The 26,025-nt window shown below is 58.3% G+C and carries 25 protein-coding genes; 9 read left to right on the top strand and 16 right to left on the bottom strand.

Annotated elements, in window-relative coordinates; all coding sequences use genetic code 11:
- The first annotated feature begins 129 nt into the window (after nucleotides 1-129).
- The 5 genes from RUE5091_RS01970 to RUE5091_RS01950 all read left to right on the top strand — a co-directional run bounded on the left by RUE5091_RS01970 (nucleotide 130) and on the right by RUE5091_RS01950 (nucleotide 5,917).
- Nucleotides 130-1,494: an FAD-dependent oxidoreductase gene (locus tag RUE5091_RS01970; RefSeq protein WP_058280188.1), complete on the top strand. Its 1,365-nt coding sequence runs from the start codon at nucleotides 130-132 to the stop codon at nucleotides 1,492-1,494.
- Nucleotides 1,494-2,468, top strand: a complete 975-nt coding sequence (locus RUE5091_RS01965) for an isopenicillin N synthase family dioxygenase (RefSeq protein ID WP_058280187.1) — start codon at nucleotides 1,494-1,496, stop codon at nucleotides 2,466-2,468. Before RUE5091_RS01970 ends, RUE5091_RS01965 begins: the two co-directional genes overlap by 1 nt.
- Nucleotides 2,469-2,559: 91 nt before the next feature.
- A complete protein-coding gene (locus RUE5091_RS01960) occupies nucleotides 2,560-3,633 on the top strand; it encodes an AI-2E family transporter (RefSeq protein ID WP_058280186.1) in 1,074 nt (357 codons plus the stop codon).
- On the top strand, nucleotides 3,634-4,323 hold the full coding sequence (locus RUE5091_RS01955) for a P-loop NTPase family protein (RefSeq protein WP_058280185.1): 690 nt from the start codon (nucleotides 3,634-3,636) through the stop codon (nucleotides 4,321-4,323). It abuts the gene before it with no gap.
- Between the two features lie 49 nt (nucleotides 4,324-4,372).
- On the top strand, nucleotides 4,373-5,917 hold the full coding sequence (locus RUE5091_RS01950) for a Ppx/GppA family phosphatase (RefSeq protein WP_058280184.1): 1,545 nt from the start codon (nucleotides 4,373-4,375) through the stop codon (nucleotides 5,915-5,917).
- Between the two features lie 3 nt (nucleotides 5,918-5,920).
- Here the strand turns inward: RUE5091_RS01950 and RUE5091_RS01945 are convergent, their stop codons facing one another.
- The 6 genes from RUE5091_RS01945 to scpA all read right to left on the bottom strand — a co-directional run bounded on the left by RUE5091_RS01945 (nucleotide 5,921) and on the right by scpA (nucleotide 11,359).
- A complete protein-coding gene (locus RUE5091_RS01945) occupies nucleotides 5,921-6,292 on the bottom strand; it encodes a hypothetical protein (RefSeq protein ID WP_058280183.1) in 372 nt (123 codons plus the stop codon).
- Between the two features lie 38 nt (nucleotides 6,293-6,330).
- Nucleotides 6,331-7,308 carry an endonuclease/exonuclease/phosphatase family protein gene (locus RUE5091_RS01940; protein WP_058280182.1) on the bottom strand — a complete coding sequence of 326 codons (978 nt, stop codon included), beginning with the start codon at nucleotides 7,306-7,308 and terminating at the stop codon, nucleotides 6,331-6,333.
- 4 nt (nucleotides 7,309-7,312) lie between these two features.
- Complete coding sequence (locus RUE5091_RS01935) at nucleotides 7,313-7,993, bottom strand: molecular chaperone DjiA (protein WP_058280181.1); 681 nt, start codon at nucleotides 7,991-7,993, stop codon at nucleotides 7,313-7,315.
- Nucleotides 7,994-8,038: 45 nt separating this feature from the next.
- Complete coding sequence (locus tag RUE5091_RS01930; protein WP_058280180.1) at nucleotides 8,039-8,527, bottom strand: GNAT family N-acetyltransferase; 489 nt, start codon at nucleotides 8,525-8,527, stop codon at nucleotides 8,039-8,041.
- Nucleotides 8,524-9,126 carry a VOC family protein gene (locus RUE5091_RS01925; protein ID WP_058280179.1) on the bottom strand — a complete coding sequence of 201 codons (603 nt, stop codon included), beginning with the start codon at nucleotides 9,124-9,126 and terminating at the stop codon, nucleotides 8,524-8,526. The genes RUE5091_RS01930 and RUE5091_RS01925 overlap by 4 nt, the downstream gene beginning before the upstream one ends.
- A 106-nt stretch (nucleotides 9,127-9,232) precedes the next feature.
- Nucleotides 9,233-11,359, bottom strand: a complete 2,127-nt coding sequence (gene scpA / locus RUE5091_RS01920; RefSeq protein WP_058280178.1) for a methylmalonyl-CoA mutase — start codon at nucleotides 11,357-11,359, stop codon at nucleotides 9,233-9,235.
- Between the two features lie 168 nt (nucleotides 11,360-11,527).
- Here scpA and RUE5091_RS01915 point away from each other — a divergent pair, with 168 nt between their 5' ends.
- A complete protein-coding gene (locus RUE5091_RS01915; protein ID WP_058280365.1) occupies nucleotides 11,528-11,974 on the top strand; it encodes a DUF4174 domain-containing protein in 447 nt (148 codons plus the stop codon).
- Between the two features lie 76 nt (nucleotides 11,975-12,050).
- On the opposite strand, the gene RUE5091_RS01910 is transcribed toward RUE5091_RS01915, so the two are convergent.
- Together RUE5091_RS01910 and RUE5091_RS01905 are read right to left on the bottom strand one after the other, a co-directional pair.
- Nucleotides 12,051-14,096 (bottom strand): acetyl-CoA carboxylase biotin carboxylase subunit, encoded by a 2,046-nt coding sequence (locus RUE5091_RS01910; RefSeq protein ID WP_058280177.1) that lies wholly within the window; start codon nucleotides 14,094-14,096, stop codon nucleotides 12,051-12,053.
- Between the two features lie 114 nt (nucleotides 14,097-14,210).
- A complete protein-coding gene (locus tag RUE5091_RS01905; RefSeq protein ID WP_058280176.1) occupies nucleotides 14,211-14,414 on the bottom strand; it encodes a hypothetical protein in 204 nt (67 codons plus the stop codon).
- Nucleotides 14,415-15,064: 650 nt separating this feature from the next.
- On the opposite strand from RUE5091_RS01905, the gene RUE5091_RS01900 reads away from it, so the two are divergent.
- Nucleotides 15,065-16,216, top strand: coding sequence for a DcaP family trimeric outer membrane transporter (locus RUE5091_RS01900; protein ID WP_058280175.1), 1,152 nt, complete (start codon nucleotides 15,065-15,067; stop codon nucleotides 16,214-16,216).
- Between the two features lie 87 nt (nucleotides 16,217-16,303).
- On the opposite strand, the gene RUE5091_RS01895 is transcribed toward RUE5091_RS01900, so the two are convergent.
- The 4 genes from RUE5091_RS01895 to RUE5091_RS01885 form a co-directional block, all read right to left on the bottom strand.
- Complete coding sequence (locus tag RUE5091_RS01895; protein WP_058280174.1) at nucleotides 16,304-16,657, bottom strand: alpha-amylase family protein; 354 nt, start codon at nucleotides 16,655-16,657, stop codon at nucleotides 16,304-16,306.
- Nucleotides 16,651-16,788 (bottom strand): hypothetical protein, encoded by a 138-nt coding sequence (locus RUE5091_RS23195; protein ID WP_165590741.1) that lies wholly within the window; start codon nucleotides 16,786-16,788, stop codon nucleotides 16,651-16,653. Before RUE5091_RS23195 ends, RUE5091_RS01895 begins: the two co-directional genes overlap by 7 nt.
- A gap of 2 nt (nucleotides 16,789-16,790) precedes the next feature.
- Complete coding sequence (locus RUE5091_RS01890; RefSeq protein ID WP_082643520.1) at nucleotides 16,791-17,273, bottom strand: DUF6497 family protein; 483 nt, start codon at nucleotides 17,271-17,273, stop codon at nucleotides 16,791-16,793.
- A gap of 101 nt (nucleotides 17,274-17,374) precedes the next feature.
- The gene (locus tag RUE5091_RS01885) at nucleotides 17,375-18,907 is read right to left on the bottom strand and encodes an acyl-CoA carboxylase subunit beta (RefSeq protein ID WP_058280173.1); all 1,533 of its coding nucleotides are present in this window, start codon (nucleotides 18,905-18,907) and stop codon (nucleotides 17,375-17,377) included.
- Nucleotides 18,908-19,090: 183 nt separating this feature from the next.
- Between RUE5091_RS01885 and RUE5091_RS01880 the strand changes: the two genes are divergently transcribed.
- Together RUE5091_RS01880 and RUE5091_RS01875 are read left to right on the top strand one after the other, a co-directional pair.
- On the top strand, nucleotides 19,091-20,296 hold the full coding sequence (locus RUE5091_RS01880) for a multidrug effflux MFS transporter (protein WP_058280172.1): 1,206 nt from the start codon (nucleotides 19,091-19,093) through the stop codon (nucleotides 20,294-20,296).
- Nucleotides 20,297-20,361: 65 nt separating this feature from the next.
- On the top strand, nucleotides 20,362-21,762 hold the full coding sequence (locus RUE5091_RS01875; RefSeq protein WP_058280171.1) for a helix-turn-helix domain-containing protein: 1,401 nt from the start codon (nucleotides 20,362-20,364) through the stop codon (nucleotides 21,760-21,762).
- Nucleotides 21,763-21,836: 74 nt separating this feature from the next.
- Here the strand turns inward: RUE5091_RS01875 and RUE5091_RS01870 are convergent, their stop codons facing one another.
- From RUE5091_RS01870 to betI, 4 genes are all read right to left on the bottom strand, one after another.
- A complete protein-coding gene (locus tag RUE5091_RS01870; protein ID WP_058280170.1) occupies nucleotides 21,837-22,076 on the bottom strand; it encodes an HP1242/YdcH family protein in 240 nt (79 codons plus the stop codon).
- Between the two features lie 79 nt (nucleotides 22,077-22,155).
- Complete coding sequence (betA, locus tag RUE5091_RS01865; protein ID WP_058280169.1) at nucleotides 22,156-23,814, bottom strand: choline dehydrogenase; 1,659 nt, start codon at nucleotides 23,812-23,814, stop codon at nucleotides 22,156-22,158.
- 72 nt (nucleotides 23,815-23,886) lie between these two features.
- Nucleotides 23,887-25,395, bottom strand: coding sequence for a choline-sulfatase (gene betC, locus RUE5091_RS01860; RefSeq protein WP_058280168.1), 1,509 nt, complete (start codon nucleotides 25,393-25,395; stop codon nucleotides 23,887-23,889).
- Entirely contained in the window at nucleotides 25,392-25,964 is a 573-nt protein-coding gene (betI, locus tag RUE5091_RS01855; protein ID WP_058280167.1) for a choline-binding transcriptional repressor BetI, read from the bottom strand. The genes betC and betI overlap by 4 nt, the downstream gene beginning before the upstream one ends.
- Between the last annotated feature and the right edge of the window lie 61 nt (nucleotides 25,965-26,025).

The following is a 26,025-nucleotide window of genomic DNA, read 5'->3' as shown; positions in this document are numbered from 1 at the left end:
TTATGCCAAAGCCCCGCCGGGGGCAATCGGCCATTGGCAATTTTGCGACCTCGGGCCTGTCGGAATTTTGATTGACCCGCCAGTCGGGGTTTTCAATGGTGGCTTAAATGCAAACCCCATGAGGCGCCGATGCAGACCATTCAGGAACCCGCCCGTCAAATCCCTGTCGTTCACCAAACCGACGTTCTGGTCGTGGGCTCCGGCCCCGCCGGGCTGGCCGCCGCTTTGGCCGCAGCGCGCGCAGGGGCCGAAGTGTCTCTTGTCGACCGCTTCGGTTGCATGGGCGGTAACATCACCGCCGTGGGGGTCGAAGGGTTCGCCTGGTACCGCCATGAGAAGACCGTCGAAGCGGGCGGTATCGGTCTAGAGTTCGAAACACGCGCCCGAGACATGGGTGCAGCCGTGCCGGAAAGCCAATCGCTCAGTTATGAGCTGGACAGCGAAGGCTTCAAGCTGGTTGCCGACAAGCTGGTCGAAGAGGCCGGGGTGCATCCGATGCTGCACCGGCAATTCGTCGCGCCGATCATGGACGGTGACCGGATCACCGGCATCATCACCGAATCCAAGGCTGGGCGCGAGGCGATTTTGGCCCGTGTCGTGATCGACGCCACCGGCGATGCCGATGTGGCCCACCGTGCGGGCGCACCGACCCACAAGACAGCGCCCGAAGAGATGATGGCCGCTTCGGTCATGTTCCATCTGGCAGGCGTCGACAAACGCGCCTTCATGGAGGGCGTCAAGGCCGACCCGCAGACCTACAAGGACTGGGGCGGCGGGGGCGAGTGGAACATCGAAACCAGCGGCAAAGAGGACGACATGTTCTCTCCCTTCGTCAAGAAGCCGTTCCAACAAGCCATCGAACAGGGTCTGATCCCGCCGCACCTAAACACCATCGCGGGCACCTGGGGCGCGGTCCACGATACGGGTGAGCTGACCTATATGAACCTGATCCATATGGACGGGATAGACGGGACCGACCCCGACAGCCTGACCCGTGGCGAGATCGAGGGCCGCCGTCAATCGATGCTGGCCATCGAGGCGTTGCGCCGTTTCATGCCCGGTTGCGAAAACGCGCGGCTGCGGAATTTCGGCATGACCATCGGTATTCGCGACACCCGTAAGATCGACGCGGTCTACAATATGACCGAAGACGACGCCCGCCATCAGGGCCGGTTCGAGGATACGATCGGCATCTACCCAGAATTCATCGACGGCTATGGCATCCTGATTCTACCGACCACGGGACGGTATATGCATGTGCCTTATCGTTCGATGTTGCCGAAGGGGGTCAAGGGTCTGCTGGTTGCAGGCCGGTCACACGGGGCGGAAAGGGTTGCGCACGCTGCCACTCGCAACATGTCCTGCTGTGCGGTCATGGGCCAGGGCGCTGGAATAGCCGCGGCCCTATCACTGAAAAGCAATCAGGACTTGCGTGAACTGAACCTGGCCCCGGTTCATGCCGAGCTTGACCGTCAAGGTGTCAGAGTTCACTGATGGGCCGCATTCCCACTATTGACGTCGCCCCGCTATTTGACGCGTCCCATCGTGATTATGAGCAGACCGTTCTGCGCGTCATGAACGCCTGCACCGATATCGGGTTTCTGTCGATCACCGGAACCGGCATTCCCGACAACGCAGTTCGAAATATGCGCGCCTGCGTGCAGGCTATTTTTAACGTCGAGGAAGATACCAAGTGGGATCAGGCGATTACCCGCGAAAACTATCGCGGGTTCATCCCTCTGGGGTTCTTCACGCCAAATGACGGATCAGGCAAGGCGGACAAATACGAAGGCTACAAATTGCACCATGAGGTCGCCAGCGATGCGCCAATCCGCAACGATTGTACCCTTTATGGTCCGAATGTCTGGCCGCCGCAGGTGCCAAACGCACGTGGCGTGATCCTTGATTACTGGTCCCAACTGGATCGCGTTGCAGATGCCCTGCTGAGAACGCTTGAGACAGGCCTTGGCCTACCCGCGCACCAATTGCGTGACGCCTTTCGCGATCCGATGACCAACATGACCCTGCTGCATTATCCGCCCCAAGCCGCCGATGAGGGCGGTTATGGCATTCACCCCCACAAAGACACCGACGCCCTGACCATCATTGCCCCCGACCCCGTTGGCGGGCTCGAAGTACAAACCCGCGACGGCGGCTGGGTCCGCCCTGATTGCCCACCGGGCGGATTTGTTGTCAATATCGGGGACATGCTGGAGCTGTGGTCCGGCGGGCGTCTGAAATCAACGCCGCACCGGGTGGTGAATCGCTCGGGGCAGGAACGCTACTCGTTTCCTTATTTCGCCGTGCCCCGCCATGACGTGGTAGTCGCACCTCTGATTGACCCCTTGCCCGGCTTTGATCGACCCGCAGTGCATTGCGGCCACTGGTCGGCCGAAATCTGGCGTACGAACTGGCCGGACGAGGCCGCCCACGACGCCACTCCCGAACTGGGCACGCTTAGCGATTAGCGCCCGAGAAATGTCCGGGCGATGAAGCGCTTGCATCACGGGGCCGCATACGCCAAGAACACTGGCAAGAACCGATAACAAGGGGACAGCCATGGCTTTGCCGGTGAAGGACCAGCTTAGATACTGGGGGGTTGCAGCGGCGGTATTTGCGCTGTTGTTGTGGGCACTTGGCGACGTTCTTTTACCCTTCGTGATCGGGGGGGCTATCGCGTATTTCCTTGATCCGGTCGCCGACCGGCTTGAGGCCATGGGCCTGTCGCGCATGGCAGCTACCGGTCTCATCACGATTGCAGGCGTTCTGGGCTTTGTCCTGATGATTCTGATGGTTGTACCGGCTTTGATCACGCAGTTGATTGACCTGGTTGAAATCCTGCCCAGCCTTTTCAAAGAGCTGCGCGGATTTATCGAGAAACAATTCCCGTCGCTTCTGGACCGCGAATCCAGCTCGCATCAGGCGCTGGTTTCACTTGGCGAAACGCTGCAATCGAAAACCGGCGATGTGCTGCAATCGGTTGTCGCATCGCTTGGCTCGGCCATCAACGTCGTGGTGCTGCTGGTGATTGCGCCGGTTGTGGCGGTTTACCTGTTGATGGACTGGGATCGCATGATGGCCCGCATCGGCGAACTGCTGCCCCGCGACCATGCCCCCACGATCAAGCGGCTGGCGGGCGAGATTGACGGCGTTCTCGCCTCTTTTGTGCGTGGCATGGGAACCGTGTGTCTGATCCTGGGCACTTATTATGCCGTTGCGCTGATGGTGGTCGGACTGCAATTCGGACTGATCGTGGGCTTTATCGCGGGGCTTGTGACCTTCATCCCCTATCTGGGTGCCCTGATCGGTGGCACGCTGGCCATTGGCCTTGCCCTGTTTCAGTTCTGGGGCGACTGGGTTCAGATCGGGCTGGTCGCAGGTATTTTCGCACTGGGTCAGGTGACTGAGGGGAATTTCCTGACCCCCAAGCTCGTTGGCAGCTCGGTCGGGTTGCATCCGGTCTGGTTACTGCTGGCCCTGTCAGTCTTTGGCGCTCTGTTTGGCTTTGTGGGTATGCTGGTCGCAGTGCCGGTTGCCGCTGCACTGGGCGTGGTGGCCCGGTTCTTGACCTCGATCTATCTGGACAGCCGCCTGTATACCGGCCTTGACGGGTTGAAGCAGGAAGACGAGTAAATGGCCCAACAACTCAGCTTTGATCTTCCGGCCAAAACAGCATTGGGCCGCGAGGATTTCTTTGTCTCGCCCGCCAATGCGCTGGCTGTTGCGATGATCTCGGCAACCTCGTGGCCCGGCGACAAGCTGGTGCTTAGTGGCCCCGCCGGGTCTGGCAAGACACATCTGGCCCATGTCTGGGCCGCCGAAACCGGTGGTCGGATCATTCAAGCCCACGACGTGCGGTACGAGGACGTGCCCGCCTTGGCCAACACTTCGGTTGCGGTCGAAGACATTCCGATAGTTGCAGGCGACCTCGACCAGCAGAAAACCTTGTTTCACCTGCACAATCTAGTGTTGGCAGAAGGTCATGCGTTGTTGATGACCGGACGGTTGGCGCCAAAGCTGTGGGAATTGCCGCTGCCAGATCTGCAAAGCCGGATCGAAGGTGCGCATCACGTGGCGCTGGACCCGCCGGACGATGCGCTTTTGGGGGCCGTTCTGGCCAAACTGTTTGTCGACCGTCAGCTGAACCCAGGACCCGACGTGATCGCGTATCTCGTCAAACACATGGACCGGCGGTTTGAAACTGCCGCCCAGGTAGTGGCGCGGCTGGATCATCTGGCGTTGTCAGAAAAGCGAGAAATCAGCCGTGCGCTTGCAATCCGGGTGCTAAACGCGGACTTGACAGATGTCGCATCCGACAATTGACCCGCACCCGCCGATTTCGCATTCTGCCACCGGAATACCTGGAAAAGACATGGATCAAATCGCAGAAGCCAAAATCCCGGACTGGGGGTCGTTCGGAAAACCACTATTCGACAACCCCGAGGTTCGCGCCCTGTCGCGGGTAGGGGTGGTCGACGTCGGATCAAACTCGGTCCGAATGGTGATTTTTGACGGGGCCGCGCGATCCCCGGCCTATTTCTACAACGAAAAGATCATGTGCGAGTTGGGCGCGGGTCTTTCAGAGTCCGGTCGCCTTAACCCACGCGGACGCAAGCGTGCCCTGATTGCCCTGCGCCGGTTTCAACATTTGGCCGACGACCTCGGCTTGCCCGGCCTGCATGTCGTCGCGACTGCGGCTGTGCGCGAGGCCGAAGATGGCCCGGATTTCTGTGATCAGGTTCATTCCGAAACCGGCCTGACCGTTCGGGTCATAGATGGCGGGGAAGAAGCGCGTTTGTCCGCGCAGGGTGTACTGCTGGGCTGGCCTGGGGCGTATGGCCTGATCTGCGACATTGGCGGCTCGTCTATGGAACTCGCTGAAATTGGTGACGGGCAGGTCGGGCACCGACTGACCTCGGCCCTGGGTCCGCTGAAGCTGCGCGATATCAAGGGCGGGCGGCGCGCACGCAAGGCTCATATCAAGGCCACCATGGAAGAATTGCGTGATCAGCTGGGGCCACAACGGGACCGCCTGTTCCTTGTGGGCGGCAGTTGGCGTGCCTTTGCGCGGCTGGACATGTTGCGCCGGGGCTATCCCCTGAACGTGCTGCATGAATACCGCATGACCACAAAGCAAGTTCACGAGACCATAAAGTTCATTGAAAAAGGCGATCCGAACCAGTTGCGCAGCCATGCAGGCGTCTCTAGCTCCCGCATGGCGCTGATCCCTTACGCGATGGACGTGCTGGCGCGATTGATCCGTACGTTCAAACCCAAGGATATCGCGATTTCAAGCTATGGCATCCGCGAGGGGCTGCTGTACGAGCAAATGCCGCAAATCCTGCGCGATCGCGACCCGTTGATCGAAGCCAGCCGCTTTTCCGAGGCCAAGGATGCCCGCCTGCCCGGCTTTGGCAAACACTTATTCGATTTCGTCATGCCGCTGTTCAAATCCGCGCCAGACGTGCGCATACGTTTGATTAAGGCAGCATGCCTGCTGCACGATGTAAGCTGGCGCGCCCACCCCGACTACCGTGCCGAGATTTGTTTCGACAACGTCACCCGCGCCAATCTGGGCGGGTTGAAACATTCTGAACGGGTCTTTATCGGCCTTGCCCTGCAACACCGTTATCGCAACAAGCGCGAGGGCAATCGGTTCGAACCGATTTACAAACTTCTGGACGAGAAAGATCAAAAACAGGCTGAAATTTTGGGCAAGGCCATGCGCTTTGGTGCCATGCTGTGGATGCATCATGACGCCAAAATGGGCACTCTGCGGTTCTACCCCAAAAAGCGTCAACTTGAACTGCGGCTGCCAAAAGCCGGGGAACCGCTGTTTAGTGAAGTAGCCGAAGCGCGCCTGAACTCATTGGCGAATGCCCTGAAGTCAGAAGTTAGTGTGAAAATCCGGGGTTAGGCGTCAGATTTCCGTCGCGCCGTCGGTTTCTTCTTCGATTTGCCCGGGCTCTTCGTGCTGATCCTCAGGCTTTTTGCGGATGATGATATCCCCATTGGGCAGTATTTCGGGCGCTTCATAGGCGCTCCAATCCTCGATCTCACCCGCCAGTTCGGCCAGGGCTGGGCCCATCTCTTCAAAGAATGACTGCATAGCCGGGCCAAATTGGCTAACCAGCCCCTGTAAGTCTTCCAGCGCGGGCTCCATTTCCTTGCGCAGCCCCTCAAAAAACAGCTCGGCCCCCTGCTCCATCAGAGATTGGCCGGTGTCTTCTTCGGCCTGGGCAGGCAGTGCCAGCGCAACCGTTAACGCACAGATCGGAATGACATGTCTCATGGTAAGGAATATAAGCGGTGCCTTCGGTCGTTGAAAGGTCACAACGCGATATCCAGCGTTACAGGAAAGTGGTCAGATGCGGTCAGCAAAGCCTGATGCAGGTCTGCTGATGCCCGACAGCCCCGGTCTTTGAATGGGTGCCAAATACGCCACGCCGGACGTTTGGCGCGTAGGTTTTCACTAACCATGATGTAATCTAGGAGAGCCTCAAGATACTGCCCGCCCTCACGGGCAAACCTGGCGGTTGAAAGTTCGGCGTCTGCCCCCAAGGCATGTGGGTCAAACAACCCGGCCTGTAGAAGAATTTCGACCGACGACCGACCGAACAGGTTTTCAAACTCATCCAGCCCTGGCCCATCGTTCAAATCGCCCAGCAGGACGACCTGTTCCTCGGCCTCGACATGCGCTTTGACACACCGAGACAGCCACACGGCCTGCGCCAGTTGCTTGCGGCGATTCGCGATCGAGATGCGGATCGCTTCATCTCGCGATCCCGCCCCGTGCGGGGCCTTTGATTTCAGATGCGCCCCGATCAGGCGGAGCTTCGCCCCGAACCGGGTCTGCACGGCCAGTTCCATCGGGGGTTTGGAAAAGCGCACGTGATCTTCGGTCGCGTCTATGTCGAGGTCGATATGGAACACATTGTCGAACCGGGGTGCCGCCTCGGTTCCTGCAACCGGATCGTGCCGCGCCTGCAGCACATCGGGATCATAAAGCAGCGCCAGTTCCTGATGGGTATCGTTAGCAAACCCCATCACCGCGTCTGAGGTGCGAAGGTCAAACGCCTCGGCAAAGTTCTGCAACGCGCGGATGGTGTCTTGTGATTTTCCGGAATTGGGGGCCTCGACGATCAGGATTGCATCCGCGTCGATTGCCGTCAGAACCTTGGCAATGGCTTCGACCTGCTGTGCCTTAGTAACATTGTGACGGCCAGACCAACGATCATTGATGACCAGATTGTCGTTGCGATCAAACAGGTTGGCGAACCATTCGATGTTGTAGGTCGCCAACCGCATCCGCTTAGGCCTTTGCGCCGTTGATCTCGTCCCAGGCGCGATTGATGTCGATCATCTTTTTTTCGGCCAGTCGAATGGCTTCCTCGGGGACGCCGCGGGCCATCATCGCGTCGGGATGGGTTTCGCGCACAAGCTGCCGCCAGACTTTGCGGATATCGGGCAGCGGCATGTCGTGTGGCACACCCAAAACGGTATAGGGGTCATTGGGCGCATCAGGCACAAAGCGGGCGCGCAAGGCCATGAACTGCGCATCGGTCTGGCCGAAAATACGGCTGACCTGTTCCAGAAACTCGTTCTCGTTCGGGTGATAGAACCCGTCGGCCATAGCGATGTGAAACAGCCCCTCCATCAAATCGCACAGCGTTGTGCTGTCATCGGCAAACATACGGGCGATCTTGCGGGCATAATCCTCATAGCCGGCAACATCTGTCCGGGCCATGTCAAACACACGTGCAGCACCGGCCTCGTCATCGCGGGCAATCTGGAAGACATCGCGAAAGGCTGTGACCTCATCTCGCGTCACCTGCCCATCGGCTTTGGCCATCTTCGCGCCCAGCGCGATCACGGCGATCGCGAACGCGATCGAACGCTCCGGCGGTGTGCGCAACTTTTCGAATACAGCAGTCAGGCTTTCGCCTTGGGCAAGCGCGCTTAGCGCGTCGGATATGCGAGTCCAGATCGACATGCTCGCACCCTAGCGCTCGAATTCGCGACTGTCAGGTGCCACAGATCATTCCCCAGAAATAATTTTCTGCATCAGCACAAGATCCAGCCATTTGCCCCACTTTCTTCCAACCTCGGGCATGCGGCCGACCTGTTCAAACCCCAGTGCAGTGTGAAATGCGACCGCCCCCGGATTGGCCGAGGAGATCCCAGCGACCAGCACATGCACACCATCCTTCCGGGCATCGGATTCGAGCGCTGCAATCAAGGCGCGTCCGGCACCCTGCCCCTGCGCATCAGGGGTTAAATGAATCGTAAGTTCACGGCACTGCGCGTAACCTGGCCCGGAGCGGAACGGGCTAATAGTGGCAAATCCCAAAACCTGCTTTTCCTGTTCCGCAACCAAATAACCACGACCACGGGCTTCGATATCTTTAGCGATACTTTCGTTGCTGCGTTCATCCGTGGTGAAGGTGACGAGCGTGTCCTTAATAATCGCGTTGACGATATCTGCAATAGCGGCAGCGTCCGCAGCCCGCGCCTGCCGTATCCTCATTCCAGCACGCGCACGCCATGAGGCGTTTCCAACTCGGCCCGTAACGCAGCCGGGCCGGTGTCGAACACAACGGCTTCCAGGTTGCCCAGGAGCCGGGCCAAATCCAGAGCATCTGGATGAAAGACCACCAACCGTTTCAGCCGACATCCGCTGTCCTGCAACATCCGCGCCGGATGCAAATCGCCATGCCATTGAATGAGCGCCGGAAACAGGTTGTCGAAAGGTAACCGCCCGTTGGGCGGGACCGCCATTTGCCACCTGAGCGCGCCGCGGGTCAGGTCTATGGGCTGGCCCACGCCATCGGGAAAAATAGACAGCGCGGCCTGAATATCCAAAACCCGACATATCCAGTTGGTCAGGCGCGGCTGTCCAGTGAAGCGATCCAGATCGAACCATCGCGTGCGTTCTATTTTTGGGGCCTGCGGGTCGATTGCGATGGCCTCAAGATAAAGGCCGTCCCGCAATCCCAGCAGCCGGTTATGCGTGCCGAAAGCCTCATGCTTGCCGCCCGCCTGCAGCGGCATTCCCAAAGCGTGTTCGATATGGGCCGAGGCTTCTTCCAAGGTCTCGCCCGCAACGGCCAGATGATCCAGTAGCACGTGAGCTCTCTCCAACAAAAACGACCAGACCCTGAGGGATCTGGTCGCATGTTTTCGTCAACGGCGCTGAATCACAAGATTATTCGGCAAAAAACCTTGGCAGACGTCAGCCTTTTGCTTCGCCGATCAGGCGCAGGATGTCCTGCGCGGCCTCGGGGATATTGGTGCCCGGACCAAAGATTGCCTTCACGCCATGGTCATAGAGGAATTGATAATCCTGCTGAGGGATCACGCCCCCGCAGATCACGATAATATCCTCGGCCCCGGCCTTTTTAAGCTCTTCAACCAACAGCGGCGCCAGTGTCTTGTGCCCCGCGGCCTGCGAGGAAATACCGACCACATGCACATCGTTGTCGACAGCATCCTGCGCTGCTTCAGCGGGCGTCTGGAACAAGGGACCAACGTCGACGTCAAATCCGATATCCGCAAAAGCGGTCGCGATCACTTTTGCACCTCGGTCATGCCCATCCTGGCCCATTTTAACTACCAGCAATCGGGGTCGACGGCCTTCGGCTTCGGCGAATTTTTCGATTGCTTCCTGAATGGCGGCAAACCCTTCGTCGCCCTCATAAGCTGCGCCGTAGACGCCGGCCAAAGTTTTCACTTCGGCGCGGTGACGGCCGAATTCTTTTTCCATAGCCATTGTGATTTCTCCCAGGGATGCCCGCGCTCGCGCGGCTTCGACAGCGGCCTCCAACAGATTACCGCCTTCTTTAGCGCGTCGGGTCAGTTCATCCAAAGCTGCTTGACAGGCCAGCTCATCCCGCATTTCGCGCATCTTCTTCAGTTTTGCGATCTGCGCCTCGCGGACGACGACGTTGTCGACATCCAGAATTTCGATCGGGTCTTCTTTTTCCTTACGGTATTTGTTGACACCAACGATCACTTCGTCGCCGCGGTCGATCATCGCCTGACGCCGGGCCGCGCTTTCTTCGATGCGCAGCTTGGGCATACCGCTGGCCACGGCCTTGGTCATTCCGCCCATTTCCTCGACCTCTTCCATCAACGCCCATGCCTTCTCGACAAGTTCATTGGTCAGAGATTCGATGTAATAAGAACCGGCCAAAGGATCGATCACATCCGTCACACCTGTTTCCTCCTGCAAGATCAACTGGGTGTTTCGCGCAATTCGGGCTGAGAATTCGGTCGGCAAGGCAATCGCCTCATCCAATGCGTTGGTGTGCAGGGACTGGGTTCCGCCCAGAACGGCGCTCATCGCTTCATACGCGGTACGGATCACGTTGTTATAGGGGTCCTGTTCCTGCAACGACACACCGGAAGTCTGGCAGTGAGTGCGCAACATTTTCGAACGATCGTTCTTGGCATCGAATTCCGTCATCACACGGTGCCACAAGGTTCGAGCGGCCCGCAGCTTGGCAATTTCCATGAAGAAATTCATGCCCATGCCAAAGAAAAAGCTCAGCCGCCCTGCGAACTTGTCCACGTCCAGCCCGGCATTGATGGCAGTGCGCACATATTCACGACCGTCGGCCAGTGTATAGGCCAGCTCCTGCACCAGATTCCCGCCCGCTTCCTGCATGTGGTAGCCAGAGATGGAGATCGAGTTGAACTTGGGCATTTCGTTCGACGTATAGGCGATGATATCCGAAATGATCCGGATCGACGGCTCGGGCGGGTACACGTAAGTGTTGCGCACCATGAATTCCTTGAGGATGTCGTTCTGAATGGTGCCCGCCAGAACCGATTTGTCGTGCCCCTGCTCTTCGCCCGCAACGATAAAGCTGGCGAGGATGGGAACCACCGCGCCGTTCATCGTCATCGAAACAGTGACCTTGTCCAGTGGGATGCCGTCGAACAGCGCTTTCATGTCTTCGACGCTGTCGATTGCTACACCGGCCTTGCCGACATCCCCGACCACACGCGGGTGGTCGCTGTCATAGCCACGGTGCGTCGCCAGATCGAAGGCGACCGAAATGCCCTGCTGACCGGCGGCCAGGTTGCTGCGGTAAAATGCGTTGGATTCTTCCGCCGTCGAGAACCCCGCATATTGCCGAACGGTCCAGGGGCGACCTGTATACATCGTCGCCTTCACACCCCGGGTAAATGGACCGAAACCGGGCAGATTGCCTATATGGGGCAGATCGGCCGTGTCCTCTTGGGTATAGAGCGGTTTGACTTCGATGCCTTCCAGCGTCTCTTTCGTCAGATCCGCCAACGGACGCCCGCGCAACTCTTTTTCGGCAAGCGCGCGCCATTCGTTTGTGTCGGTCATTGCATAATCCTCTCGTCAATTCGGGGCACCGCGGGGTGTGGCCTGCGGGTGGCGATGTTGGTGTTTGCCTCTTCAAAGGCGGCAAAGCGCGAAATTTTGAGCGCCAAGTTAAATTCGCCGGTCGCATTCAGCGGTACAGAGGCTATATTCAAATCAACAGGAGGCCCCATGACACGAACGCTTGCCCTTGTTTTCTCGGCACTATTCCCGCTGGCTGTATTTGCCGCCGACGGGTCTGCACCGGTGGAAGACGAATATGTTCGCCCCACTGGTGACAGCGATCTCAGTGAATTTCTCTGGGTCAATCGACCCATCGTCGTTTTTGCCGATACGCCCGCCGACCCGCGATTCCAGCAACAGATCGACATGCTGATCGAAGGTGAGGCGGCGATGCGCGACCGGGATGTGATCGTGCTGACCGATACCGACCCTGATGCGCCGTCCCCGATCCGTTCGCAGCTGCGACCGCGCGGGTTCCAGATGGTGTTTGTCGACAAGGACGGCGTGGTAAAACTGCGCAAACCGTCCCCGTGGAGCGTGCGTGAAATCGGCCGATCCATCGACAAAACCCCCCTGCGCGAACGCGAGATTCGCGAACGGCGGCAAGGCGGCTGACTGCTTTTGCCATGCCCGAAGGCCCTGGCGCGACACGCCGGGACCGATTGGACGTATGGCAAACGCGCGGACATGATCACTCGAACTCGATGATCACATCGTCGACGGCAAGACTGTCGCCCGGGCCCGCGTTGATCTTGGCAACGGTGCCTTTCTTTTCGGCGCGCAGGATGTTTTCCATCTTCATTGCTTCGACCGTGCACAGCGCCTGGCCTTCCTGTACCTCCTGTCCCACTTCAACATTGACCTTCACGATCAGGCCCGGCATCGGGCAAAGCAGCATCTTCGACGTATCTGGCGGCAGCTTCTCGGGCATCAACCTGGCCAGTTCTGCCTGACGCGGCGTACGGACATGAGCCTTCAAGTCAGCTCCACGATTGCGAATGCGGAAGCCGCCAGAGATTTTGCCCACCTTTAGAACAAGAGGGCTGCCGTCGGCATCCAGCAACGCAAGCTGATCGCCAGGTGTCCAATCAGACGCAACACGCATCACGGCGCCATCCGAAAAGGTTACCGTTGACCCTTCGTGATCCGCATCAATGGCGACCTCGAAATCCTGACCTTGCAGGGTGACGATCCAGTCGGTTCCAACCTTGCGTTCGTGATTGTCCATGCGGCCCGAGACGCGGGTACGGCGAATCTCGGCAACACGGTGCATCGCTGCGCACGAGGCCGCGATGCGACGCAGGGCGGCCTCGGGCAAGGTTACACCTTCGAAACCATCGGGGTATTCTTCGGCGATGAAGGCCGTTGTCATGTCGCCGCTGACGAACTTTGGGTGATCCATCACAGCCGACAGGAAAGGCAGATTGTGGCCGATGCCTTCGACCTCGAAACTATCCAGCGCCACACGCATCGCTTCGATCGCGGCTTCGCGAGTCGGTGCCCAGGTGCACAGCTTGGCGATCATCGGATCGTAATACATGCTGATCTCGCCACCCTCATAGACACCGGTATCGTTGCGCACGGCGGCCTCACTATTGGGCGCGTCGCCTTGCCACTTGCCGTTGACCAACATAGGGCCGGCAGCGGTTTCCTGTGGCGGACGATAGCGGGTCAGACGGCCAATCGACGGCAGGAAGTTGCGATACGGGTCCTCGGCGTAAAGACGATTTTCGATGGCCCAGCCCGTCAGGGTCACATCGTCCTGAGTGATCGACAGTGCCTCACCCGCCGCAACACGGATCATCTGTTCAACCAGATCTACGCCGGTGATCAGCTCGGTCACTGGGTGTTCCACTTGCAGACGCGTGTTCATTTCGAGGAAGTAAAAGTTCTTGTCGCCATCCACGATGAATTCGACCGTACCCGCGCTGGCGTAATTCACCGCCTTTGCCAGGGCCACGGCCTGCTCACCCATCGCTTTGCGGGTTTCGGGATCAAGGAAGGGCGACGGGGCTTCTTCGACCACTTTCTGGTTGCGGCGCTGGATCGAGCATTCCCGCTCACCCAGATAAACCCCGTTACCATGGCTGTCACAAAGTACCTGAATTTCGATATGGCGCGGTTGGGTCACAAATTTCTCGATGAAAATTCGATCATCACCAAACGAATTCGCGGCCTCGTTCTTTGAGGACTGAAAGCCTTCTCGCGCTTCTTCATCATTCCACGCGATCCGCATGCCTTTACCACCACCGCCAGCGCTGGCCTTGATCATGACCGGATAGCCGACGTCGTTCGAGATCTTAACCGCCTCGTCCGCGTCTTCGATCAGGCCCATGTAACCTGGAACAGTCGAAACACCCGCGTCCTGCGCGATTTTCTTCGAGGTGATCTTGTCCCCCATGCTTTCAATCGCCCCAACCGGGGGGCCGACAAAAGCTACGCCTTCAGCTTCCAGCGCCTCGGCGAATTTCGCGTTTTCCGACAGAAAACCGTAACCTGGATGCACAGCCTGCGCGCCGCTTTGGCGGATGGCGTCCATCACTTTGTCGATCACAATATAGGACTGGTTCGCAGGCGGCGGGCCGATATGTACGGCCTCATCTGCCATCGACACATGCAACGCTTGTCGATCCGCATCCGAATATATGGCGACCGTGCCAATACCCATCTTGCGCGCAGTCTTGATGACCCGGCAGGCAATCTCGCCCCGGTTGGCGATCAGGATCTTGTTGAACATGAAACGTCCTTTGTCTTGATGTTCTGGAAACGCAAAACGCCGCCGCAAGGCGTAAACCCTGCGACGGCGTGATGCGCGATGACGGACGGGGCGACGGACGCCCCGAATTTTACGTTAGTAACAGTTCTTCTGGGTTTTGCAGTACAGCACGTTGCCCGCAGCCCCGACCACGGCACCAAGCAGCGGGTCGGCGCTGACAACCGCCGCGCCCACGGCCCCCGCGCCACCGCCAAGCAGTGCCTGTTCACCGGTGGAATCGCCGCAGGCTGCAAGGCCTGCGCAGGTCGCAACGGCCAGGATGAAATTTGAGAATCGCATGCGTTCTGCCCCTTTAGGTTTCTTGATGCATTGGGGCGCAGATGCCGGAACCGAGCACTGTTATTCAATAACAAGCGATGTTTGTCGAGTTTTTGCGCAGATTTATGCCGCCTTATACCCGCAACGAGCGTAAAGAAAAACGCGGGCAGGATTTTGTGAGTTTCACAAACCTGCCCGCGGAAGGAAGGGGTACGGAATAGTAGGTGCTTGTGCGGCGCAGGCAAAGTAGAGCCGCACGGCCCGTTTAGCTTGCACGTCACAATCCGGGCCGCAAACAAAGTATTGTTTCTGGTTAGCATTCCGGCTGGAATTCGCCCATAAGGCGAATTTCCGCGCAAAATCATGCTTATATCTGGTAGCGCGAACAGGCAAAATTCGCCCTCTGAAACAGTCACACTTTCGTGACAAATTTTATCGCATGGGAAACTTTCTGCGCCTGCATCATCACGACTTGACATGCCAACTATGAGTAAAAATTTATTCATAAACGGATAGTTAACCGATCTGTTCACCTTGGCGTGAAACGTATGCGAAATCTGAACACTTTTACTTGAGAAAAACGGCATCTTCACTGCCGTTCTCGTGATTTCCCCATCTAACGTTTGCGTGAAATCTTGTGCGTGCACACTCGCATATAAGGAACCACCCACATGATTTTTAAGAGAAAAAAGGCATTCCTGCTTGCTGCCTCTGCTCTCACCATGACCGGATCGCTGGCTTTTGCTCAGGATGCTGAAACCCAGGCCGAACTGGACGCACTGCGCGCCCGGATCGAAGCACTGGAATCCGTTGGGCCAGGCTCTACACCCGGTGAATTCCGGATCGGCGACACCGCTCTGGACGTCTATGGTTACATCAAGGCCGACTTCTTTTATGACTTCGACTTTGATCAGGGCGACACGGCATTCGTGAACGTCATTGGTGAGCCTTCGGCCGCCACCAGTGGCACATTCGGCTCGACCGTCCGTCAGTCGCGGATCGGATTGTTGACTTCGACCCCAAGCGGGATTGGTGAAATTGGCGGTCAGTTGGAACTTGATCTGTTTGCCTCGAACGGCACGGCCGAGCTCCGCCTGCGCCACGCCAATATCCGTATCGGAGACAACTGGATCATCGGTCAGTACTGGACCAACTTCCAGCCGCTGGATACCTACCCTGTCTCGGTAGAATTCAATGGACCGGTCGGCATTGCCTTTGCGCGTGTGCCACAGGTCCGCTACACGAATGACTTCGGCACCAAGACGTCCTTCGCGCTCTCGGTCGAAGAGAACGTCAGTGGGTCGAACTCGGATGATCCGGTGCTGACCGCCTCGGCCGAATACAATGACGGCAGGTTTATCGCTCGCGCAGCACTCCTGTACGGCAAGGCCGAAGGTGGCGGAGTTGAGGTTGACCAGACCGGTCTGACCGTATCTGGCTCTGCCAAACTCTGGGAAGGCGGCCTGTTCCAAGTCAACTACACCACCGGTGAGGCCTTGGGCCCCTATCTGATCGGCTTGGGCGATGCGGTTGTCGGCGGTGAAGCCAATGACGTCGATGGCTACACTATCGAGCTGCGTCAGCAGCTGGGTGAAAAATGGAACGTCGGCATCGCCTACGGCGAAGAAGACTATGACCTGCCCACCTCGACCGGAACATTGGCCTTCACCGAACTTGAAACGGTCCACGTCAACGCTTTCTATCAGGCTACTGAAAACCTGACGTTCAGCGCCGAATACATCTTTGGCGAACGGAATGACGCGACCACGGGTCGGACGTTTAATGGCGACCGCGTGCAGGTCGCGGCCCAGCTGAACTTCTAAGCACATAACTCCGCCCTGCCCGATCCCGGGCAGGGCTTTTTCCGAAGTTTCCCCCGAATGGATATGTGCGGCCATAGGTTGCACAGGTCAGCGTATCCCGTCGAAAATGTCCGGGAACGACATCCGCGCCGCATCCACATCAATCACCAGCAGCGCATCATAGCTGGCCGGATCGAACGGATCTTCGGCCGCGATCACCTCACGCTCGAACAACCAGCTCAGACGACCGGCGTCCAGGTTGCCACGCTCGAACGGTTGATCCCCAAAGTTCTGCCACAGCGCCTCTATGAACGCCGCATCTGCACGGCGGTCTGCTGGCTTACGGTCACGGAACCGCTCGCGCCGGGTGATCGGCGTGACGCCCTTGGGGTTGGCGCGGCGAATGGTGAACTGAAAATCGGTACCGGGCAGCCGCCCGGGGAATCCACGGTGCTTTAACATGCCAGCACCTCATTGTTCGATGTAATCGGGGAAACAGGTTTGTACCCGAGTGCAAACGGGGTCATTTCGCGCACCTCCAAAGCCGCATTGGTGTTCAGAAACGCTCGGACGTAGTGAAAACGGGGCTTCATGGTCAGAGCCCCTCCCAGATACATTGGGATTGCTCCAACCGATAGGCTTCAAAGAACTGAGTTGCGTCGGGTTCGGAACGCCCGAATTCGATGGACCGATCAGACAAAGAGATCACGATCCGCGCCGGATCAAGCTCGTATTTCGCGACATAGGCCACGGCGAGGGTCTGGCACAGATGCTCCATATCAGCTGACGCCACATCATACCCGATCCGCCCGACGGTTGACCCGATCTTGGGTGCAATAAAGCGGAACCTGACCCACAGCTCACCAGGATTGTTATCCAGCAGCACGTCACTCAGATGCACGGGTTGGCCCGAGGGGACAGGCAACAGGTTTTCGGATTGGGCAAACGCCGGGGATGACAGTGTCAGAACAGCCGATACAAAAGCGCGACCCCAGACCCACAGGTGGGCTCCTCTCTCCGGGATCGCGCGCGCATGGCTTTCGGCCCGCGCGTGTTTGTATCTGGTAAGGCGTTTCATCTAGCAGCTTTGGCCTCAAAGTCAAACATACCGACAGTTTCCCTTGTCATGGCCTGCCCGCAGAGCATTCTGCGATAAGCAGGCCAATCAGCGTTTTCTTGTTACAGCGGAATATTGTCGTGCTTTTTCCACGGGTTCTTCAGCTTCTTGTTGCGCAGGCTGGCGAACGCGCGTGACACACGACGGCGGGTTGATTGCGGCATGATCACCTCGTCGATGAAGCCGCGTTCAGCAGCAACAAACGGGTTGGCGAAGCGATCTTCGTAGTCCTGCGTGTGCTGCGCGATCTTCTCGGCGTCGCCCAGATCGGCACGGTGGATGATCTCGGTCGCGCCCTTGGCACCCATCACCGCGATTTCGGCCGTGGGCCAGGCATAATTGAAATCACCGCGCAGGTGCTTGGACGCCATAACGTCATAGGCACCACCATAGGCTTTACGGGTAATCACGGTGACTTTTGGAACCGTCGCCTCACCATAGGCAAACAGCAGCTTGGCACCGTGCTTGATCACCCCGCCATATTCCTGCGACGTCCCCGGCAGGAAGCCCGGCACGTCCACCAGCGTCAGGATCGGGATTTCGAAACAGTCGCTGAACCGCACGAACCGCGCCGCCTTGCGTGAACTGTCAATGTCCAGACATCCGGCCAGGACCATCGGTTGGTTCGCCACGACACCCACGGTCTGCCCTTCCAGCCGGATGAAACCGGTGATGATGTTCTTGGCATAGTCTTCCTGGATTTCGTAGAAATCGCCCTCATCCGCGACCTTGGTGATCAGCTCTTTCATATCGTAGGGCGTATTCGGGTTGTCGGGGATCAGAGTATCCAACGAGGTTTCAATCCGTTCGGGACTGTCAAAGAACGGACGAACGGGCGGTTTCTCTTGGTTGTTCAGCGGCAGGAAATCGACCAGACGGCGCACCTCGGCCAGCGCTTCGACGTCATTCTCGAACGCGCCATCAGCGACAGAGGATTTTTTGGTGTGGGTCGACGCACCACCCAGTTCTTCGGCGGTGACAACCTCATTGGTGACGGTTTTCACAACGTCAGGGCCGGTCACGAACATATATGACGTATCTTTGACCATGAAGATGAAATCAGTCATCGCCGGGCTGTAAACCGCGCCGCCCGCACATGGGCCCATAATCACGCTGATCTGCGGCACCACGCCTGAGGCCATGATGTTGCGCTGGAACACCTCGGCATAACCGGCCAGCGAGGCCACACCTTCCTGAATGCGGGCCCCGCCTGAGTCGTTGATTCCAATCACCGGCGCGCCGTTCTGGATCGCCATATCCATGATCTTGCAGATCTTTTGCGCATGGGTTTCCGACAGCGAGCCACCAAACACGGTGAAATCCTGGCTGAACACATAGACCATCCTGCCATTGATCGTGCCCCAGCCAGTGACCACGCCGTCGCCTGCAGGCTTTTGATTTTCCATCCCGAAATCGGTGCAGCGATGACTGACGAACATGTCGAACTCTTCGAAACTGCCTTCATCCACCAGCAGTTCGATCCGCTCACGAGCGGTCAGCTTGCCACGGCCGTGCTGCGCGTCGATGCGCTTTTGCCCACCTCCAAGACGGGCGTTGTTGCGACGGTCTTCAAGCTCAGTCAGGATGTCTTTCATGGCGCTAATTCCCTGTGAAATTTGGCGCGACCCTATACGCAGTGGTTTCAAAGCCAAAGCACCTTTCGGCAAATATGCAAACTTACAGCAATTACGTATCTGCATATTGTAAATTTGCTAAGTTTCATATTGAAACACTGTCTTGGATGGCATTCCCCGAAACGGTCTATATACCTGTGAATCATGCAGTTCAGTTCGCCGTTGGCGCGTCGGTCGCCGCCCACAATTTTCACACTTGTTTTGCTGTCTGGGCTGTCTGCGCTCAGCCTGAACCTGTTCTTGCCCAGCCTTCCGAATATGGCTCTGTATTTTCAAGCCGACTACAAGGTCATGCAGCTGTCCATCGCGCTGTATCTGCTGATCAATGCGGTGTTACAGATTTTGATCGGACCGATTGCAGACAAGGCGGGACGCCGGCCCGTATTGCTTTGGGGGCTGTCGCTGTTCCTGATCGCCACGCTGGGTTGCATCTATGCGCCAACAGTCGAGGTTTTCCTGGCATTCCGCATGTGTCAGGCCGTTGTGGTTGTCGGCATGGTGTTGAGCCGGGCGGCCGTCCGGGATCTGTATGATCAGGATAAGGCGGCCTCGATGATCGGCTATGTGACGATGGGCATGGCCATTGTGCCAATGATCGGCCCGGCCATCGGCGGCCTGCTTGAGGAAGGCTTTGGGTGGAAGGCGAATTTCTGGCTGCCATTCGGTCTGGGCGCAATGACGCTTGCCCTGACCTTCGCGGACTTTGGGGAAACCTCTGTCAAAAGCGGCAAAACACTGGTGCAGCAGTTCCGCGAATACCCGGAACTTTTGCGCTCGCCACGGTTCTGGGGCTATTCGCTGTCCTCAGCGCTGTCCTCGGGTGCGTTTTTTGCTTATCTGGGCGGTGCCCCCTTCATTGGCACGGAATTGTTCGGCCTCACTGCGGCCCAGGTCGGCATTTATTTTGGTGCTCCTGCGCTTGGGTATTTCGTCGGCAACTTTCTCAGCGGTCGATATTCGGTCAGGTTCGGCGTGAACCGGATGGTGTATTGGGGATGTTGGCTGAACGCGATGGGTGTTGCATTGTCGGCCATTCTGTTTCTGGCAGGTCTTGGAACTGCGCTCAGCTTCTTTGGTCTTATGACTTTTGTAGGCCTCGGAAACGGCATGACGATCCCAAACGCCACCTCGGGCGCCCTGTCGGTACGTCCACATCTGGCCGCCACCGCCTCAGGCCTGAGCGGTGCGATCATGCTGGGCGGCGGTGCTGGTCTAAGCGCCCTGGCCGGAGCATTGCTGACTCACGAAACCGGTGCAATGCCACTCTTATGGCTAATGCTGGCAACATCCGTGCTCGGCATCTGCGCCATCATCTCGGTCATCCGACGCGAGAGGCAATTGGGTCTGTAACACGGCTTGCGCCAACGGATTTGCAAAGTTAGCTTGCAGCAATAGAAAAGTTGCAAAGGCACGCCATGGCCACCCAAAAGCTTTACGCCGGTGCAAAACTGCGCGAAACGCGCACGCGCCTGACCCTGACGCAAAAGGAATTCGCCACAAAACTGGGTGTTTCCCTGCCTTATTTGAACCAGATGGAGAACAACAACCGGCCAATCTCGACCACTGTTGTTCTAGCTCTGGCGCAGGAATTCGGCATGGATGTGACCGAACTTAGCACCGGTGACAGTGAGCGTCTGGTCTCGGACATGCGCGAGGCGCTGGCTGACCCGGTGTTTGACGACGCCATGCCACCGCTGGCCGACCTGCGCCTGACGGCCTCGAACGCCCCTGCGCTGGCCCGTGCATTCATCGCATTGCACCGCACCTATCGCCAGACCCATGAACGGCTGGCTTCGCTGGACGAAGCCTTGGGCAGAGAGGACGCGCAAATTCAGGCCAGCCCCTGGGAAGAGGTGCGCGATTTCTTCCACTATTGCGACAACTACATTGATGCGGTCGACCGCGCGGCTGAACATTTTTCGACCCGTGCCGACAAGGCCGGAGGCATCCGAGCCGAAGCAATCAACAACCTTGGCGAGCGCGACATTCGGGTCCAGTTCGTCGACATCCCTGAAACGCGGAAATATGACGCCGACAGCAAAACGCTGCAGCTGTCCTCGCGCACCGCGCCGCAGACGCAGGTATTTCAATTGCTGCTTCAGGTGGCGCTTATTAATCAGGATAAATTACTCGAAGCCACGCTGGATTTTGCCAAGTTCCAAAGCGAGGAAGCCCGCGCCATCGCCAAGATCGGTCTCGCCAACTATTTCGCCGGGGCCTCGTTGATGCCTTACGACGCGTTTCTGACCGCAGCGAAAAACTACCGCCACGATCTGGAACTGCTCAGCAACCGGTTCGGCGCGTCAATCGAACAAGTGGCGCATCGGCTTTCCACGATGCAGCGCCCCGGTGCCAAAGGCATCCCGTTCTTTTTCGTCCGCGTCGATCAGGCCGGAACGATCACCAAACGCCACTCGGCCACCCGCCTGCAATTCGCGCGGTTTGGCGGCGCGTGCCCCCTGTGGAACGTCCACCGCGCCTTTGAAACCCCCGGTCATTTCCTGCGGCAACTGGCGGAAACGCCGGACGGTGTTCGCTATATCTCATTGGCGCGGGATGTTTCGAAATCGGGCGGTTCCTATGGCGCGCCGGTGCGTCGCTATGCCATCGCGCTTGGTTGCGAAATCCGCCACGCCGAAGCGCTGGTCTATGCCGACAATCTCGACATCAATAACGCCAGCGCCTATGAGCCCATCGGCATCTCGTGCCGTATCTGCGAACGGCAAACCTGCCACCAACGCTCGGTCCCGCCGCTGGAACGCCGCCTGTCCATCGACGCGCATACCCGTGGCACCCTGCCCTACGAAGTCACCTGATCTTCACCTGGCCTGAAAATACTTCGGGGGTGTCGCGGCCTGCGGTGACGGGGGCATCGCCCCCGCCTTAAGGTTTAGGCTTTCGACAAGATCGCCCAGATCTCATCCTTGAGCGCCGCGCGCTTCTTGCGCATTTCGCCCTCGGTCAGATCTTCGACTGGTTCGATGTTGGTCTCGGCCCGATGCACGATGCGGTTGATCTCGTGATACTCATCCGCCAGCCGGGCGAAATGCGCATCCGATTGCTTGAGCTGGCTCATCAGCTCGATCTTGTCCGGAAACTCTTCGGCCAGTTCATGCGGGGTGTGGGACATTCCTGTTCGCTCCTCAAAATATGTCGTTGCGATTTAGGTCTATACGTCTTTTCCACACCCTGCTTTGACGCGGATCAAATCACCGCTGCGCTGTTGCCCATGCCGGATGAATCCACGGACGGTCATTGGCTTTTGGCAGGGCTTCTTTACCCAACAGATGATCCGACATTTTCTCACCCACCATGATCGACGGCGCATTGAGGTTGCCGTTGGTGATCTGCGGAAAGATCGAACTGTCGGCGACGCGCAGGCCGTCCACACCAATCACGCGGCCCCCAGGATCGACCACCGCATTCTTGTCATCGGCTCGACCCATGCGACAGGTGCCGCAGGGGTGATAGGCGCTTTCGGCATGTTCGGCGATGAAGCCATTCAGCTCTTCGTCTGTCTGCACGTCGGCACCCGGCTGGATTTCCTTGCCCGCATAGGGTTTGAACGCATCTTGCCCGAAAATCTCGCGGGTCAGGCGGATACATTTGCGGAAATCCTCCCAATCCTTTTCGTGGCTCATGTAGTTGAAGCGGATCACCGGCGCGTCCTCGGGCTTGGCCGAGCGCAGCGTGACTGCCCCACGCGAAGGCGAGCGCATCGGCCCCACATGCGCTTGAAAGCCATGCCCCTCGGCCGCCGCCTGCCCGTCATACCGGACAGCAATGGGCAGGAAGTGATACTGAATGTCTGGGTATTCGACACCGGGGTTCGACCGGATGAAGGCCGCGCTTTCGAACTGGTTCGACGCGCCAAGGCCGGTTTTGGTAAACAGCCACTGCGCCCCGATCAAGCCCTTGCTGATCAGGTTCCAATGCTTGTACAGCGTGATCGGCTGCAGCGAAGCCTGTTGGATATAAAGCTCCAGATGGTCCTGCAAATTCGCACCCACACCGGGGCGATCAGCAACAACTTCGATCCCATGTTCAGCCAGATGTGCCGCCCGACCAATGCCCGACAACATCAGCAGCTTGGGCGAGTTTATCGAGGATGCGGCCAGTACCACCTCGCGCCGCGCACGGATGATTTCCTTTTTGCCGCCGCGCATCAGCTCAACACCCGTCGCACGGCCGTTTTCCATTACAACGCGCGCGGCCAGCCCGCGCACGATATCGCAGTTTTCACGATTGAGCGAAGGCTTCAGATAAGCATTCGCAGCCGACCAGCGCCGCCCTTTCCAGACGGTTTGCTCCATCGGGCCAAAGCCTTCCTGCTTTTCGCCGTTGTAGTCGCCGGTGACTTCATAGCCGGCTTGCTGACCAGCATCGACAAAGGCCTGAAACAGCGGATTCTCACGGGGGCCGCGCGAAACATGCAGCGGCCCATCAGTGCCGCGCCATTCAGGATCTCCACCATGGCCGCCGTCATGCCAGGTCTCCATACGCTTGTAATAGGGCAGCACATCCGAATAGGACCAGCCATCAGCCCCCATCTCGGCCCAGGTGTCAAAGTCGCGCGCATGACCGCGCACATAAACCATGCCGTTGATCGAGGATGACCCACCGATCACCTTGCCGCGCGGACAGGCCAGACGGCGGTTGTTCAGGTGCGGCTCGGGTTCGGAATGATAGCCCCAGTCATAGCGCGACATATTCATCGGATAGCTCAGCGCCGCGGGCATCTGGATGAACGGTCCGGCATCCGTGCCGCCATGTTCGATCACCAGAACCGAGGCCCCCGCCTCGCTCAGGCGATAAGCCATCGCGCATCCTGCGGATCCTGCGCCAACGATGACGAAATCTGCTTCCATTATTAGGTCTCCATGCCCCGCCGAACCATGTTGCGAATTTTCGGCGGGGTGTCTTCGATTAGGTTGATAAGTCTATTCGCCACGAGGAAAACGTGCGTTTTCCTCGACGACGTTCAGATCCATGTGATTGCGCATGTAGCGTTCCGATGCCTTCTGCAGCGGCTGGTAATCCCAAGGGTAATACCCACCCTGCCGCAGCGCCTCGTACACCACCCAGCGGCGGGCCTGACTGGCGCGGATATCTGCGTCGAACTGATCCAGATCCCAACGAGCTTCGGACTTGGCGCGCAGCGATTCCAGCGTTCCAGCATGCGCTCGGTCTTCGGCCAGGTTGGTCTGTTCGTGCGGGTCAGCATCAAGATCGAACAGCTGGTCCGGGTCCAGCGCGCAGCGGTTGTATTTCCACTTGCCATAGCGCAGTGAGACCAGCGGCGCGTAAGACGCCTCGGCCGCGTATTCCATCGCAACGGGCGCGGTGCGCTCGCCGCCCTTGGCCAGCGGCACAAGGTCTTCCCCATCGGTCCACGGTTCGATCTCGGCCATGTCAACGCCCGCCAAAGCGCCCAATGTCGGCGTCACGTCGATTGTCGAAACCGGCGTGTCGATCCGGCCCGCAGGCAGATCAGGGTCCGAAATCATCAGCGGAACACGGGACGAGCCCTCGAAGAAGGTCATCTTGAACCACAATCCACGCTCACCCAGCATATCGCCGTGATCCGAGACAAAGAGGATGATCGCCTCTTGCCGTGTACTTTCCAGCACTTCAAGAATCTCGCCTATCTTGTCGTCCAGATACGAAATATTGGCAAAATAGGCGCGGCGGGATTTGCGGATATCCTCTTCGGTTATGTCGAAGCTGCGCCAGTCATTGGCGTCGAAAATCCGTTTGGAATGCGGGTCCTGGTTGTCATAACCAAGGTCCGAGACTTCGGGCAGCAGGTGCTCGCAATCTTCGTATAGGTCCCAATACTTGCGGCGTGCAACATAGGGGTCATGCGGGTGGGTAAAGCTGACGGTTACGCACCACGGGCGGTCATCCTTACCGCGGGCCAGATCATACAGCTTGGTCTTTGCGTTATAGGCGACCTCGTCGTCGTATTCCATCTGGTTGGAAATCTCGGCCACACCCGCGCCCGTCACCGAGCCCATGTTGTGATACCACCAGTCAATCCGCTCGCCCGGTTTACGATAATCGGGCGTCCAACCGAAATCGGCCGGATAGATGTCGGTGGTCAGGCGATCCTCGAATCCGTGCAACTGATCAGGGCCGACGAAATGCATCTTGCCGGACAGGCAGGTGTAATAGCCCGCACGGCGCAGATGGTGCGCGTAGGTGGGAATGTCGCTGCGGAACTCAGCCGCGTTGTCATAGACACCTGTGCGCGACGGCAACTGGCCGGACATAAAGCTGGCCCGCCCTGGCGCGCAGAGCGGCGAGGCCGTATAGGCGTTGGCGAACCGCGTCGACCGTTCCGCCAGTTTCTTCAGGTTTGGTGCATGCAACCAGCCTGCGGGACCGTCCGGAAAGAGGGTCCCGTTGAGCTGATCCACCATCAGGATCAGAATGTTCGGTTTTGTCATTTTTCAGCCTCGAGCAGAATATTCAGGACACGCAATGCGTGGTTCACGGCCAATTGCGGCTTTTTCGGCGCGCTCAGTGCGGCGCGGATATACAACCCATCGATCAGAGCGATCATGTTCTCGGCCGTCTCGACCGGATCACTTACCAGCGGGCGAAGGGCATAAATCAGATTGGATCGGACGCGAGCCTGATAGATCTGCCACAAGCGCAGCGCGTCATCGTTCGTCTGGGCCAGAACATAAAATGTCATCCACGCCGCGATAACGTCAGGCGTAAAACACGAGGGCGCAAAACTGGCCCGAATGATCGCCTGCGCCCGCTCCTGCGGCGCTGCGGCCTTTAGTTCACTGCGTGCTTCGGCACCGAAATCGGACAGGATGCGCCGCATCGCGGCCAGAAAGATCTGATCCTTACCACCAAAATAGTGATGCGCCAGGGCGCTGGACATTCCGGCCCGTTTGGCAATCTGGCTGACGGTCACATCAAGGGATTTCTTCGACCCAAGCTCGGCAATCGTCGCCCTGACGATCGCGTCTCGGCGGATCGGCTCCATTCCGAGTTTCGGCATAGCTATCCCCTCCCTACGATTGGTAGGGAAAACGCTACGGTGTTTTTATTGACTCGTCAAT

The organism is Ruegeria denitrificans, from assembly GCF_001458295.1.
In the GTDB taxonomy this organism is placed as follows: Bacteria; Pseudomonadota; Alphaproteobacteria; order Rhodobacterales; family Rhodobacteraceae; genus Ruegeria; species Ruegeria denitrificans.
This window is presented reverse-complemented; position numbering and strand designations above follow the sequence as displayed.